Here is a 14,408-nt window from a genome sequence, read left to right as displayed (position 1 = left end):
GGGGAGGGCGCGGCCGGCGCGGCCGCCCGGACCGGCGGCGGCGCGGCGGCCGCCCCGGCGCTGTCGTCCTCCAGGGTTTCCACGGTCACGTCATAGACCGTGCCCTCCACGGTGATGCGCAGCTTTTTCATGCGGTGGTCCCCCTAGCGAGCTTGGGATTGCGCGGCGTTCAGGGCCGGGAGCGCGCGGCCCCAGTCCCCTTGGCGGCGATGAGAGTTGAAGGTCTGAAGGCGGGCCTGGTTGCTCCACTCGTTCGTGGGAACAACCGGCGCCCGGACCTGAACGATTCGGTAGGGGCGGTCCATGGTTGCCGCCGTCGCGGCCGCGATGGCCGCCAGATGATGCGCCGGAATGCCGCTGGAGACGCTCGGCCCCGGGCTGGCGGGGGCCGTGGCGACCGAGGCGGCAGCGGCGGCGGCGTCGCGCTTGCGGGCCTCGGCGGCCTGCTGGCGGACCTCGATGGTGCGGAAGCCGTAGCCGACGATGGAGCAGGACGCCCAGAGCATGCACAGCACCGCCAGCACCACGATGATGCCGATCGTAAGGATCTCAAGCCCCGCGAGCATGTGCGCCTCCTTGGGTGGTGTCTCGCCGCGAACCGGCGGGCAGGACCGCCGGCCATCCCGGCCCCGGTCCGGACTGAACGGGCGAGCGCCGACGACGGAGCCGGGGCTCGCGTCGTGGGCGCCCGGTCCGCGCTTACAGTGGAATGTTGCCGTGCTTCTTCGGCGGGCGGGTCTCGCGCTTGCTCAGCAGCGTGCGCAGCGCCAGCGACACGCGGCCCCGCGTCTCGGACGGCTTGATGACGTCGTGCACGAACAGCTTGCCAGCCGAAATGTACGGCGAGGCGAAGTGGGCGCGGTACTCGTCCGCCAGTTCGCGGGAGCGCGTCACCCGGTCGTCCGCCTTTTCCAGATCGCCCCGGTAGAGGATGTTGACCGCGCCCTCGGCCCCCATGACCGCGATTTCCGCCGTCGGCCAGGCGAACACGAGGTCGGCGCCCATGTCCCGGCTGCACATGGCCAGGAAAGCGCCGCCGTAGGCCTTGCGCATGATGATGGTGATCTTCGGCACGGTGGTTGCGCCATAGGCGAACAGCATCTTCGCGCCGTGGCGGATGATGCCGCCGCGTTCCTGACGCACGCCCGGCAGGAAGCCCGGCACGTCCACCAGGTTCACGATGGGAATGCCGAAGGCGTTGCAGAACCGGATGAAGCGCGACCCCTTGTCCGAGGCGTCGATGTCCAGGCAGCCCGCCATTTCCTTCGGCTGGTTGGCGATGAACCCCACCACGATGCCGCTGATCCGGCCGAAGCCGACCACGATGTTCTTGGCGAAGTCGCGCTGGACCTCCATGAACGTGCCCGGATCGACCAGACGGTTGATGACGTCCTTGACGTCGAACGGGATCTTGCTGGTGTCCGGCAGGATGTCGTCCATGCCGGGGTCGTCGGTCAGGTCCACCGTCTCGGAGATGTCGTGCGGCGGCTCGCTCATGTTGTTGGCCGGCAGGTACGACAGCAGCCGGCGGACGATCTCCACCGCGTCGGCCTCGCTGTCGGCGACGAAGTGGATGTTGCCGGAGACCGAGGCGTGCACGTCGGCGCTGCCGATCTCGTCCTTGCTGGTGGCCTGCCCGGTGACGCCGCGAATCACCTCCGGGCCGCAGATGAACATCTCGGAGCCGCCGCGGATCATGATGATGAAATCCATCAGCGCGGGCGAGTAGGCCGCGCCGCCGGCGCAGGGTCCGGCGATCACCGCGATCTGAGGGACCACGCCAGACAGACGGACGTTGCGGTTGAACACCTGACCGTAGCCGGACAGGGCCATGACGCCTTCCTGGATGCGCGCGCCTCCAGAGTCGTTGAAGCCGACCACCGGCACACCACAGCGCTCGGCGTGGTCCATGATGAGCCCCAGCTTTTCGGCGTGCATGGAGCCCAGCGAGCCGCCGGCGACCGTGAAGTCCTGGCTGAAGGCGGCGACCGGACGGCCATCGACGAATCCGACGCCCGTGACCACCGCATCGCCGGGCAGGTCCTTGCCCTCCATGCCGAACTGGCGGCTCTCGTGCTGGGCGTGCAGCCCGAATTCCTGGAATGTGCCTTCGGCGAACATGGCGTTCAGCCGCTCACGGGCGCTCCAGAGGCCCTTGGCGTGGCGGGCTTCGATCTTCTTGGCCCCGCCCCCGACGATATTGGATTTTCGGCGGCGCTCCAGTTCCTCGACGGCCTGCTTGGAAATCGGCATGACGGTCCCCTTCGATTTGCGGCGCGGCAGTATAAGCAACAACGTGGGGGGCGCGTCCACCGCCATCGTGCCATAAAATTTTATGGAGTGAGTCGGCCCCAACGAGCCGGTGTTCGGGAAGGGCGCTGACGGCGGAGGCTACGCGGACGGCGGATTGAGCAGGACACTGTCCAGATGGGCTTCGATCTGGGCGGTCATGGCGGCATCGAACTCTGTAATCAGGCGTTCGACCAGCCCGAACCAGACGCTGTCGCGTTCGTTGATGGTGGCGTTCTCGGCCAGGGTCTGACTCCGCCACACCTTGGCGGTGGCGGCGGCCAGCGCGATGCCGGTCAGGTCGTCCACGACCTCGATCGTCGCTTCGAGCTGGGCATGGTAGCTTTCCGCCTGCTCGTTCTGCAGCAGTCCGCTGATGCCCCGCTCGACAGTGAGCTTCTTCTCCACCACGCTGGCGTCATGCACGGTGAAGCGCACGATGGCGTCACCCTCGCCGTTGGCCTGGAGACGGTCCTCCGCCCAGTGTCCGGCGGCCCGGTCGGGCGGCAGCGGCATCTGGTGTTCCACGTTCGGCGGGCGGTTCGGCCGGCTGTACTCCGAGCGCACCTCCACCCGCCGCGCGCGGAACAGGAACGGTGGTTTGTGAGAGAACCGCAGCGCGGGGAAGCGGGGGGCGCGCGGCGGATCGGTGCACCCCGTCAGGGCGGCCGTCAGGACGAGCGCGGTCCCGCCCATCCCGGCAAGCATGCATCGTCGCGACAGGCCATGACGATGGCCGGCCTGTCCGGGGTGGTCCTGCATCGGGTGTTCGCGCGGCGCCATCGGTCGTTCACCCAGCGGAGGGGTCAATCGGACTCCGGCCCGTCCGGGGCGTTCCGGTCACTGGCCAGGGCGTCGAGATCGGTATCATCGAAGGTATAATGGGCCGCGCAGAATTGGCAAGACGCGGTCACGTGGCCATCCTCCTGCTTCATGGCGTCCAGTTCGGCGCGCGGAAACCGGCGCAGCGCGGACTCGATCTTCTCGCGCGAACACCGGCACCCGAACCGCAGGGGCCGGGTCTCGCCCGGGACCAGATCCTCGCCGTGGAACAGGCGGTGGACGATCCGATCCGGTGACAGCGCCGGGCTCAGCAGTTCGTCGGGTCCCAGCGTGCGCAGCAGGACATCCGCCGTCTCCCACGAATCCGCTGCGTCCGAGCCGTCGCGACCGCCGGCCTCGGGCGGCATCCGCTGGACCAGAAGGCAGCCCGCCTGCCAGCCGGCGCCGGGCGCGGCCGCCGGGTCCCGGCGCGCGGCCGACAGCACCAGAGTCGGCAACTGCTCGGACTGGCGGAAGTAATGCTCCACCGCCTGCGCCAGCGTGGTCCCTGTCAGGTCGGTGATGCCCTGGTAGCGCTCGGTGCGCGGCCCCTGGTCTACGGTGAAGGCCATGTGCCCGCGTCCCAGCAGCGCGGTCATCGGGGCGTCCCCGTCCGGCGCGTCCTTCAGCAGGTTGTCCAGGCGCTCCTGATCGACGCGGGCGACCGCGCGCACGTCGCCGGTGCTGGTGACGTCGGCCATGAGGGTCGGAACGGCCCCGTCCGAACTGGTCTGCAGCGTGAACACGCCCTCGTATTTCAGGCCGCCGGCCAAAGCGGCGGCCAGCACCGTGGTTTCGGCCAGCAGGGCCTGGACCGCCGGGGGATGGTCGTGCCGCCCCAGCAGGTCGTCCAGGGCCCCTCCCAGCCGCACCAGGCGGCCGCGCATCAGGCCCCGCGCCAGGTGGAAGCCGTACAGGCTGTCGTCCCAGGGGGTCGGGTCGCTCGCGTTCAAGACATGCTCCCGCGTCGGCTCTTCAGGTCGTCAGGGGGGCGTCGGGCGATCGGGTCGGCCGGGTCAGCCCAGCAGGCTCCAGGCCAGGACACCCTTCTGCGCGTGCAGGCGGTTCTCGGCCTCGTCCCAGACCACGGAGCGGGGTCCGTCGATGACCCCGTCCGTCACCTCCTCGCCCCGGTGCGCCGGCAGGCAGTGCATGAACACCGCATCCGGTTTGGCCCGCGACATCAGGTCCTCGTTCACCTGATAGGGGCGCAGCAGGTTGTGACGGTTGGCCGCGTCCTTGTCACCCATGGACACCCAGGTGTCCGTCACCACGCAGTCCGCCCCGCTCGCCAGTTGCTCGGGGTCCGCCCCCTCGACGATGCGGCCGCCGTTGGCCAGCGCCCAGTCCACCACGGTCCGGTCGGCGCGCAGCACGTCGGGCGAGGCCACGCGCATCTCGAATCCGAACCGCGCCGCCGCCTTGATCCAGGACTGCGCGACGTTGTTGCCGTCGCCGCTCCAGGTCACGACGCGGTTGCGCAGGTCGGCGCCCTTGTGTTCGCGCAGGGTCATCACATCCGCCATGAGCTGGCAGGGATGGGCCGCGTCGGTCAGGCCGTTGATGACCGGCACGGTGGCGTGCTTCGCCATCTCCGCCAGTTTCTCCGGCGCGCTGGTGCGGATCATGATGGCGTCGGCGTAGCGCGACAGCACGCGGGCGGTGTCGGCGATGGTCTCGCCCCGGCCGAGTTGGCTCTTGTCGCCCTCCAGCACGATCACGTCGCCGCCGAGCTGGCGCATGGCCACTTCGAACGACACCCGCGTGCGGGTCGAGTTCTTTTCGAAGATCAGCACCAGGGTGCGGCCGGCGAGCGGACGGTCCGTGCCCAGCGCGGCCGCGTTGCCGTCGCGCTTGATGGCGTCCGACAGGTCCAGGATGCGGTGCAGGGTCGCGGCGTCGATCTGGTCCAGATCCAGGAAATGACGGGGGGTCCCGCTGGCCCGGCTGGCGCCGGACGTGGGGGGCGGGCTCTGCTTGTTCATGTCAGTTCGCCAGGGTTGCGCAGGCGGCCCGCAGTTTCTCGATCGCGGCATCCACCTCGGTGGTGTCGATGATGAGCGGCGGCAGCAGCCGCGCCACGTTGTCGGACGCCGGAACCAGCAACAGGCCCTGGTCGCGGCAGGCGGCGATCAGATCGCCGTTGGGGACCGCACAGATCAGCCCCCGCATCAGCCCCAGGCCACGGGTCCCGGCCAGGACCGAGGGATAGTCCGCCACCAGCCTGTCGAGCGCGGTCCCCAGCGTCTCGCCCACGCGGGAGACCCGCTCCAGGAATCCGGGCGACAGCACCTCGTCCAGCACGGCCTGGGCCACGGCCATGGCCAGGGGGTTGCCGCCGAAGGTGGTGCCGTGACTGCCGGGTGTGAAGGCGCGCGCGCACCGCTCCGTGGCCAGCACGGCGCCGACCGGGAAGCCGCCGCCCAGTCCCTTGGCGGCGGTCAGGATGTCCGGCGTGATGCCGGCGTGTTCATAGGCGAACAGGGTGCCGGTGCGCCCGATGCCGGTCTGGACCTCGTCCAGGATCAGCAGCAGGCCGTACTCGTCGCACATGTCCCGCAGGCCGCGCAGGTAGCCCTCGGGCGCCGGGCGAATGCCGCCCTCGCCCTGGACGGGTTCGACGAACACGGCGCAGGTCTGCGCGCCGATCGCGTTGCGGGCCTCGTTCATGTTGCCGAAGGCGACCCGGTCAAAGGCGTCCATGGGCGTGCCGAAGCCGTCCAGGTGCTTCGGGTTGCCGCCGGCGGCGATGGAGGCGAAGGAGCGGCCGTGGAAGGCGCCGCCCGCGACCACGAAGCGGTCGCGTTCCGGCTGCCCGGCGTCGTGGAACACCTTGCGGGCCATCTTCAGGGCGGCCTCGTTGGCCTCCAGCCCGGTCGAGCAGAAGTACACGGAGTCCGCGAAGCTGTGCGCCACCAGGGTTTCGGCGACCTGCTCCTGACCCGGCACGCGGTACAGGTTCGAGGTATGCCACAGCTTGCCGGCCTGCGCCTGCAGCGCGGCCACCAGGCGCGGATGGGCATGGCCCAGCGCGTTCACGGCGATGCCGGCGCCGAAGTCCAGGTAGCGGCGGCCGTCGCGCGCGGTCAGCCACGCGCCCTGGCCGTGCTCAAAGGCGATGTCCGCCCGCGCGTAGTTCTCCATCAAGGCCGGCATGGTCATGGTGGCCCGTCCCGACTGCGGCGCCTCGGCCGGCAAGGGCCGGGGCTCCAAAATCAACGGGCCGCGCGCTTCGCGGCGCACGGCCCAGGAAAAGCGGGAGTGTGCCGCTCCGGCTCCGGCTTGTCAACGCGCCTGCGCAGGACAATTCGCAGGCGGAACAACGGGGTGCGGGGCGGTTCTGAGACCGGCCGACGGAAAGGTTCATCCTTTCCGTCGGCCGCCCGGCCCGACTGGGCCGGCGCCGCGAAGCGGCGGAGCCGCGCGCCCCAAAGGGGCGCTGCGGCGACAAAAACAAAGACTCATCGTGACAGGTCGTCGCAGCGACCATGTGTCGGAGGAGTCATCCTCATCGTCGGCTGGTATGTGACCCTATTGCGGCGCCCGCAGGATCACGTTGCGGTGGTGCGGCCGGAAGCGGGTCATGTAGGTGGGCAACACGGCCTCCGCCGCCGTGGGCTCGATGCCCAGCGCTTCGAAGCCGGGCAGGGCGCCCGACACGATGTTGTCGGTCTCCAGCAACTTGACCTGATCCGGGGTGATGAGCGGCTTCGGCATGAACTGCAGGACCGACGCCTGCACCTTCGCCACCCAGAACGGCACCGGCACGACGCGGGTGTGCCGCTCGGCCTGCTCGACGACCAGTTCCATGATCTCGCGCATGGTGTAGGCGCGGGGGCCGCCCAGCTCGAAGGTCTGGCCCTGCAGGTCCTCGCGAGTCATGCAGGCCATCGCGGCCTCGGCCACGTCGCCCACATAGACCGGCTGGAAGCGCGGCCCGCCGGAGCCGCCCAGGTCGATGGCCCGGTTGCCCTCGGCGTCGCGGGTCATGCGGAAGCCGTCCTTCACATAATAGGGCAGCACCGGCGACAGCCGCGTCATGGCCCCGAACATGTTGAAGAACGCATCATGCTGGCCGAACACCACCGACGGCCGCAGCACGCTGGCGCTCGGAATATGCCGGCGCACGGCGGCCTCGCCCTGCGCCTTGGTGCGGGCGTACTTGGCGGCGCTGGTCTCGTCCGCCCCAAGGGCCGACATCTGCACGAAGCGGGTCACGCCCGCCGCCGCCGACAGCCGCGCGATGCGCTCCGGCGCGTCCACGTGCATGGCCTGGAAGGTGCGCCGGCCGCTCTCGTACAGAATGCCGATCAGGTTGACGACGGCGTCCGCGCCCTCGACCGCCCGGGCCACGGCGGCCTCGTCGTTGACGTTCACCTTCATGGGGGCGATCTGGCCCAGGTCACCCAGCGGCTTCAGAAAGGCGGCCTTGATCGGGTCGCGCACGGCCACGCGCACCCGCACGCCCTCGCTGGCCAGCCGCTGCACGATCTGCCGGCCGATGAATCCGCTGCCGCCGAAAACCGTCACCAGTCGCAGTGCCATCACGGCCTCCCTTGTCCTGTGCCTGCGCGTCGGGCGCGCTTCTGTTATATAGGATGCCCCTCTGTACGCCGCTGCCCCCGTCGTGGATCGCGCAGCCGACGCCGGGGGGACTTTAGCGAGCGGCGGCGAGAGGGAAAACCGTTCAGTGCGCCCCGCCGCCCTGTGACCCGATCGACACCCCCAGGAAGCCCGACCGTGCCCGAAACAGAGCCCAGGCCCGATGATGCCGGACCGGCCCGCAAGGCCGCGATCCTGGAGAAGGCCGCCGCGTTGGGCCTGGATGCGGCCGCCGTCACCCGCGCGTGGCTGCCGGAGGACACGCGTCGGAACCTGGATCTGTTCCTGGACGAGGGTCGCCACGGGTCCATGGCCTGGATGGAGACGACGCGGGAGCGCCGCCGCGACCCGCGCGGGCTGTGGCCGGAGGCGGTGTCCATCCTCACGCTGGGGCTGAACTACGGGCCGGGTCCGGTCGATCCGCTGGCGCTTCTGGATCATCCGGACCGGGGCGCCGTCACGGTCTACGCCCGAAACCGGGACTATCACGATGTCCTGAAGTCGCGGGCCAAGGCCCTGGCGCGCCATATTCACGGGACCTTCGGCGCGGATGTGAAGGTGTTCGTGGACACCGCCCCGGTGATGGAAAAGCCGTTGGCGGGCCGCGCCGGCCTGGGCTGGACCGGCAAGCACACCAACCTTGTCTCGCGCCGGTTCGGGTCCTGGCTGTTCCTGGCCGAGGTGTTCACCACCCTGGACGTGCCGCCCGACGATCCGCACCCCGACCTGTGCGGCTCGTGTCACCGTTGCCTGTCCGCCTGTCCAACGGGGGCCATCCGGCCGGATGCACCCTACCGCATCGACGCCCGGCTGTGCGTCAGCTATCTGACCATCGAGCACAAGGGACCGATCCCCCGCGCGCTGCGGCCCATGATGGGCAACCGGATCTACGGCTGCGACGACTGCCTGGCCGTCTGCCCCTGGAATCGCTTCGCCACCCGCACGCCGCATGACGGGCTCATGGCGCGGGCGGAACTGACCGCGCCCCGGCTGGCCGATCTGGCGGCGCTGGACGACGCGGGCTTCCGGGCCGTGTTCTCGGGCTCGCCGATCAAGCGGATCGGCCGCGACCGCTTCGTGCGCAATGTGCTGATCGCCATCGGCAACAGCGGACGGGCGGACCTTCTGCCGACCGCCGGGGGGCTGCTGGACGATCCGTCGCCGCTGGTGCGCGGCGCGGCGGTCTGGGCCGTGCGCCGTCTGGCGCCGGACGCGGCGACGGCCGAGGCCCTGCTGGCGCCGCTGCGGGACGACGAGGCCGATCCAGACGTGCGCAGCGAGTTGGACGGACCGCCATAGTCGGTGTAATCCGGACGGATTCGGTATCCTTTCGGGGGGCGTCCGGTCCGCCGGCATTCATTCCAACGCCCGTTTGGCGGGCACGGCCCGGGCGTCGTATCATCCCCGGCTTGGCTGGGCGCTTGGCTCGCCGACCGGGTCGGGCGAGGGCCGGCCCTGGCGGAACGGAAGGGTGTGGACGGTGACACGGACGGTGGAAGAGCTGCATGCCGAGATCGCGGACCTGCGCGCGCGCCTGGAGGACCGGGAGCAGGCGTTGGCGTCCTACCGCGACCAGCGCTATGCCCTGGAATCCGCCCTGGAGGACCTGGCCACCCACCAGGAGGAGTTGCGGGCTCAGAACGAGGAGCTGCGCGCGGCCCGGCAGTTCAACGAAGCCATGGTCGCCCGCTATGCCGCGCTGTTCGAGGGCGCGCCGGTGGGCTACTGCATCATCTCCGATCGGCGCGCCATCGTCACCGCGAACCGCGGCGCCGCCCGCCTGTTCGAAGCGGCGGTCTCCGACGTGGAACAGAAACCCGTTCACCTCTTCATCCATCCGGACTCCCACGCCACGCTGACCCGCCATCTGGACAAGGTGCTGGCGGGCCAGCCGGCCACCGACGAAATCCGCGTCATGGGGCGCGAAGGGCGTGAGGTGGACTGCCTGATCCAGAGCCGTCCCAACGCCGGCCTGGAGCAACCCGACGGCGGGGGCGATGCCGGGGGGGCCTGGGAGTCGGAAGCGGTCGTGCGGCGCGCGGGCGATCCGGAAGTGGTCCGTTCGTGCCTGACCACCTTCAACGACATCTCCCAGCGCAAGCAGGCGGAACGCGCGCTGGCCGACAGCGAAGTGAAGTTCCGCAACATCTTCACCCTGGCGCCCTTTGGCATGATGACGCTGTCCCAGGACGGCCGCGTTATGGAAACCAACGAGGCCGTGCAGCGCATGCTCGGGCTGTCCGCGCTGGAACTGCGGGGCATGACCTATCGCGACCTGCTGGCGCCCGACACCACCGCCACCGAGGCCTATCGCCTGTCCGAGGGCCAGCCGCGCCCCGGCTGGGTGGAGGTGTTCGAGCGCGAGTTGCGCGGCCGGGGCGACCGCCGCCTGATGACCCGGGTCACGTTCGCCATCATGCCCTCCGACGACGGCTTCGGCGTGCAAGGGCTGGTCATCATCGAGGACATGACCGAGCGCCGCGAACTGGAGACCCGCTTCCAGCACGCCGCCAAGCTGACGCTGCTGGGGGAGATGTCGGCCAGCCTCGCCCACGAGATCAGCCAGCCGCTCAACATCATCCGCCTGAAGGCCGAGGGCGCCCTGGAGCGGATCAAACGCCAGGGCTTCGACCCCGAGCGGGCGGAGCGCGGGTTCGCCGCCATCGACGAGCAGGTGGTGCGGCTGTTCGAGGTGATCTCGTACATGCAGGGCCTCAGCCGCCGCGACACCGGCGCCATCAAGCCGTTCCGGATCTCCCGCGCCATCCACGCGGCCCGCACCCTCGTGGACAAGCAGTTCCGCGACGACAACATCGTGCTGGAGGTGGACGACCGCCTGGAGGGGATCGAGGCCCTTGGCCGTCAGCATCAGCTTGAACAGGTCCTGGTCAACATCCTGCGCAATGCCCGCGACGCGCTGTTGTCCGCCGAGGGGCAACGGCTGCTGAACGGCGAGACGCCCCGCGTCCGTGTCACGGCGATGCCGCTGGAGGACGGCGACCGGCTGAGCATCGTGCTCCTGAACAATGGCCCGTGCGTGTCCGAAGAGGTGCGCAGCCGCATGTTCGATCCGTTCTTCACGACCAAGTCGGGGGACCAGGGCACCGGGCTCGGCCTGTCGATCAGCCTCGCCTTCATCAACGAGATGGGCGGAACCCTCGGAGTCGCCAACACGGACGAGGGTCTTGCCTTCCAGTTGGTGCTGCCGCGCGTCCGCCAGACGCTGCGCGTGGCCCAGGGGCATATCGCCGCCCAGGTTCAGGCGGCCGACGGGCCGGGGGATGCCCAGGCTCCCCCGGAAGGTCAGCGGCCCCATGTGCTAGTGGTGGACGACGAGGAAGAGGCGGCCCGCGAGATCGCCGCCTTCCTGGAGGCCGTCGGGTATCGCGTGACGGTGGCGCTGAACGGGCAACAGGCGCTGGAAATCCACGTCACCGACCCCGCCCGGGCGGTCATCACCGACCTGCGCATGCCGGAACGCGACGGGCACTGGCTGATCGACCGCCTGCGGGCGGGCGGCCAGACGGTGTTCATCGTCATCATCACCGGCCAGGCGGCCCGCTCCACCAAGGAACTGGAGCGGCTGCGCCAGCGGGCGGACGCCCTGCTGCGCAAGCCGGCGTCCCTGCGCGAGATCATGAAGCACCTGCAGGCCGGCGTTCCGGAAGCCGAGGCCGCCCGGCGCTCGGCGGAATAGGCCGTCCCCGCTCCCCAGAACCGGCTCACTCTTATCGGCCCCGCTTGTCCGGGCGGGGGTGGGCTTCTATGTACGGGGCATCCCCCGAACCCTTCCGATCCGAACGGACCTGCGCATGACCGCCCCGACCACCCAGGACATCCGCGTCACCGGCGCCCGCGAGCACAATCTTCAGGGCATCGACGTCACGTTGCCGCGCGACAAGCTGGTGGTGGTCACCGGGCTGTCCGGCTCCGGCAAGTCCTCGCTGGCGTTCGATACGATCTATGCCGAGGGTCAGCGGCGTTACGTGGAATCCCTGTCGGCCTATGCCCGCCAGTTCCTGGAACTGATGCAGAAGCCGGACGTGGAGTCCATCGAGGGGCTGTCGCCGGCCATCTCCATCGAGCAGAAGACCACCAGCCGCAACCCGCGCTCGACGGTCGGCACGGTCACCGAGATTCACGATTACATGCGCCTGTTGTGGGCGCGGGTGGGCATTCCCCATTCCCCGGCCACCGGCCTGCCGATCGAGAGTCAGACCGTCAGCCAGATGGTGGACGCGATCGTCGCGATGGGCGAGGGGACGCGCCTGTATCTGCTGGCCCCTGTGGTGCGCGGCCGCAAGGGCGAGTACCGCAAGGAGATGGCCGAGTTCCAGAAGCGCGGCTTCCAGCGCGTCAAGGTGGACGGCACGGTCTACGATCTGGGCGAGGTGCCGGCGCTGAACAAGAAGGTGAAGCACGACATCTCCGTGGTCGTGGACCGGGTGATCGTCAAGCCGGGCCTGGAAAGCCGGCTCGCCGACTCGGTCGAGACCGCGCTCGGCCTGTCCGACGGCCTGTTGATCGCCGAGGATGCCTCTTCGGGTGAGGAAACCGTGTTCTCGGCCAAGTTCGCCTGCCCGGTGTCCGGCTTCACCATCGAGGAAATCGAGCCGCGCCTGTTCTCGTTCAACAACCCGTTCGGGGCCTGCCCGGCCTGCGACGGTCTGGGGGTCAAGCTGCACTTCGACCCCGATCTGGTGGTGCCCAACCCGGACAAGACCCTGCGCGGCGGCGCCATCCTGCCCTGGTCGTCGATGGGCGCGCCGTCGCCCTACTATGCCCAGGCGCTGGAGAGTGTGGCGGCCCACTTCGGGGCCGACATGGACACGCCCTGGTCCGACCTGCCCGACGCGGCGCGCCACGCCATTCTGCACGGGTCGGGGGACGAGGTGGTCTCGCTGCGCTTCGACGACGGCAGCCGCACCTACCGGACCGAAAAGCCGTTCGAGGGCGTGATTCCCAACATCGCCCGGCGCTGGCGCGAAACCGACTCCCAGAACATCCGTGACGACCTGTCGCGCTTCCAGGCGTCGCACCCGTGCGAGGCCTGCGGCGGGGCGCGCCTGAAGCCGGAGGCGCTGGCCGTCAAGGTGGACGGGCGGCATATCGCCGAGGTCTCGGACCTGTCCATCGCCGGCGCTCTCGCGTGGTTCGAGGGGCTTGAGGACCGTCTGCGGCCCAAGGACCAGGAGATCGCCCGGCGCATTCTGCGCGAGATCAACGAGCGCCTGGGGTTCCTCACCAGTGTGGGTCTGACCTATCTGACGCTCTCGCGCACCTCGGGCACGCTGTCGGGCGGCGAAAGCCAGCGCATCCGGCTGGCCAGCCAGATCGGCTCGGGCCTGACGGGCGTGCTGTACGTGCTGGACGAGCCCTCCATCGGCCTGCACCAGCGCGACAACGACCGCCTGTTGGCCACGCTGCGGCGGCTACGCGACCTGGGCAACACCGTCATCGTGGTCGAGCACGACGAGGACGCCATCCGCGCCGCCGACCATCTGGTGGACATGGGGCCTGGGGCGGGTGTGCACGGCGGCAAGGTGGTGGCCGAAGGCACGCCGGACGAGGTGATGGCCAACCCCGCCAGCCTGACCGGGCAGTACCTGACCGGGCGCCGCGCGGTGCCGGTGCCGGCCGCGCGCCGCAAGGGCAACGGCAAGGCGCTGCGCGTCGAGGGCGCGCGCGGCAACAACCTTCAGGATCTGTCGGTGGACATCCCGCTGGGCACGTTCACCTGTGTCACGGGGGTGTCCGGCGGCGGCAAGTCCACCCTGGTGATCGAGACGCTCTACAAGGCCCTGGCGCGCCAACTGCACGGCGCGCGCGATCTGGCCGGGCCTCATGACGCCATCCGGGGCGTGGAGCACATCGACAAGATCGTGGACATCGACCAGTCGCCCATCGGCCGCACGCCCCGGTCGAACCCCGCCACCTACACCGGGGCCTTCACGCCCATCCGGGACTGGTTCGCCAACCTGCCGGACGCCAAGGCGCGCGGCTACAAGCCCGGGCGGTTCTCGTTCAACGTCAAGGGTGGGCGCTGCGAGGCCTGTCAGGGCGACGGCGTCCTGAAGATCGAGATGCACTTCCTGCCGGACGTCTACGTGACCTGCGACGTCTGCAAGGGCAAGCGCTACAACCGCGAGACGCTGGAGGTGCTGTTCCGGGGCAAGTCCATCGCCGATGTGCTGGACATGACGGTCGAGGAGGCGGCCGAGGCGTTCAAGGCCGTGCCGGTGATCCGCGACAAGATGGAGCTGCTGCAGAAGGTCGGGCTGGGCTATATCCATCTGGGCCAGCAGGCCACGACCCTGTCGGGCGGCGAAGCCCAGCGCGTCAAGCTGGCCAAGGAGCTGTCGCGCCGCGCCACCGGGCGGACGCTGTATATCCTGGATGAGCCGACCACCGGCCTGCATTTCGAGGACGTGCGCAAGCTGCTGGAGGTGCTGCACCACATCGTCGATCAGGGCAACACGGTGCTGGTGATCGAACACAACCTGGAGGTCATCAAGACTGCCGACCATATCATCGACCTGGGGCCGGAGGGCGGCTCGGGCGGCGGCCGTCTGATCGCGGAAGGCACGCCGGAAGAGGTCGCCGCCACCCACGAGAGCTTCACGGGGCAGTACCTCAAGGGTCACCTGTTCGAAGCGGCGGCGCGGCAAAGAAAACCGGCGTAAAGACGGACGGTC

The 14,408-nt window shown here is 69.7% G+C and carries 10 protein-coding genes; 3 read left to right on the top strand and 7 right to left on the bottom strand.

What is annotated here, in order from left to right; all coding sequences use genetic code 11:
• Positions 1-143: 143 nt before the first annotated feature.
• The 7 genes from GHC57_RS08840 to GHC57_RS08810 form a co-directional block, all read right to left on the bottom strand.
• Positions 144-566 (bottom strand): OadG family transporter subunit, encoded by a 423-nt coding sequence (locus tag GHC57_RS08840; protein ID WP_153343283.1) that lies wholly within the window; start codon positions 564-566, stop codon positions 144-146.
• A 133-nt stretch (positions 567-699) separates the two neighbouring features.
• Entirely contained in the window at positions 700-2,253 is a 1,554-nt protein-coding gene (locus tag GHC57_RS08835; protein ID WP_153343281.1) for an acyl-CoA carboxylase subunit beta, read from the bottom strand.
• A gap of 138 nt (positions 2,254-2,391) precedes the next feature.
• The gene (locus GHC57_RS08830; protein ID WP_246152220.1) at positions 2,392-2,997 is read right to left on the bottom strand and encodes a hypothetical protein; all 606 of its coding nucleotides are present in this window, start codon (positions 2,995-2,997) and stop codon (positions 2,392-2,394) included.
• Between the two features lie 98 nt (positions 2,998-3,095).
• Positions 3,096-4,064 (bottom strand): Hsp33 family molecular chaperone HslO, encoded by a 969-nt coding sequence (gene hslO, locus GHC57_RS08825; RefSeq protein WP_246152219.1) that lies wholly within the window; start codon positions 4,062-4,064, stop codon positions 3,096-3,098.
• A gap of 63 nt (positions 4,065-4,127) precedes the next feature.
• Entirely contained in the window at positions 4,128-5,096 is a 969-nt protein-coding gene (gene argF, locus GHC57_RS08820) for an ornithine carbamoyltransferase (protein WP_153343279.1), read from the bottom strand.
• A gap of 1 nt (position 5,097) precedes the next feature.
• On the bottom strand, positions 5,098-6,273 hold the full coding sequence (locus GHC57_RS08815; RefSeq protein ID WP_153343277.1) for an aspartate aminotransferase family protein: 1,176 nt from the start codon (positions 6,271-6,273) through the stop codon (positions 5,098-5,100).
• Between the two features lie 369 nt (positions 6,274-6,642).
• Entirely contained in the window at positions 6,643-7,656 is a 1,014-nt protein-coding gene (locus GHC57_RS08810; RefSeq protein ID WP_153343275.1) for a complex I NDUFA9 subunit family protein, read from the bottom strand.
• A 195-nt stretch (positions 7,657-7,851) separates the two neighbouring features.
• On the opposite strand from GHC57_RS08810, the gene queG reads away from it, so the two are divergent.
• From queG to uvrA, 3 genes are all read left to right on the top strand, one after another.
• On the top strand, positions 7,852-9,012 hold the full coding sequence (queG, locus tag GHC57_RS08805) for a tRNA epoxyqueuosine(34) reductase QueG (RefSeq protein ID WP_170294773.1): 1,161 nt from the start codon (positions 7,852-7,854) through the stop codon (positions 9,010-9,012).
• Between the two features lie 181 nt (positions 9,013-9,193).
• Positions 9,194-11,410 (top strand): PAS domain S-box protein, encoded by a 2,217-nt coding sequence (locus GHC57_RS08800; protein WP_153343273.1) that lies wholly within the window; start codon positions 9,194-9,196, stop codon positions 11,408-11,410.
• A 115-nt stretch (positions 11,411-11,525) separates the two neighbouring features.
• The gene (uvrA, locus tag GHC57_RS08795) at positions 11,526-14,396 is read left to right on the top strand and encodes an excinuclease ABC subunit UvrA (protein WP_153343271.1); all 2,871 of its coding nucleotides are present in this window, start codon (positions 11,526-11,528) and stop codon (positions 14,394-14,396) included.
• Positions 14,397-14,408: the final 12 nt, after the last annotated feature.

The organism is Roseospira navarrensis (genome assembly GCF_009601025.1).
GTDB classification, from domain to species: domain Bacteria; phylum Pseudomonadota; class Alphaproteobacteria; order Rhodospirillales; family Rhodospirillaceae; genus Rhodospira; species Rhodospira navarrensis.
Note: the sequence above shows the minus strand (reverse complement) of the source record. Positions and strands in the feature narration are given on the sequence as shown.

What these genes read in the sequence shown, in the direction of transcription:
- GHC57_RS08840 (WP_153343283.1), bottom strand. Translation starts at nt 566, where the DNA reads ATGCTCGCGGGGCTTGAGATCCTTACGATCGGCATCATCGTGGTGCTG.
- GHC57_RS08835 (WP_153343281.1), bottom strand. Translation starts at nt 2,253, where the DNA reads ATGCCGATTTCCAAGCAGGCCGTCGAGGAACTGGAGCGCCGCCGAAAA.
- GHC57_RS08830 (WP_246152220.1), bottom strand. Translation starts at nt 2,997, where the DNA reads ATGCTTGCCGGGATGGGCGGGACCGCGCTCGTCCTGACGGCCGCCCTG.
- argF (WP_153343279.1), bottom strand. Translation starts at nt 5,096, where the DNA reads ATGAACAAGCAGAGCCCGCCCCCCACGTCCGGCGCCAGCCGGGCCAGC.
- GHC57_RS08815 (WP_153343277.1), bottom strand. Translation starts at nt 6,273, where the DNA reads ATGACCATGCCGGCCTTGATGGAGAACTACGCGCGGGCGGACATCGCC.
- GHC57_RS08810 (WP_153343275.1), bottom strand. Translation starts at nt 7,656, where the DNA reads ATGGCACTGCGACTGGTGACGGTTTTCGGCGGCAGCGGATTCATCGGC.
- uvrA (WP_153343271.1), top strand. Translation starts at nt 11,526, where the DNA reads ATGACCGCCCCGACCACCCAGGACATCCGCGTCACCGGCGCCCGCGAG.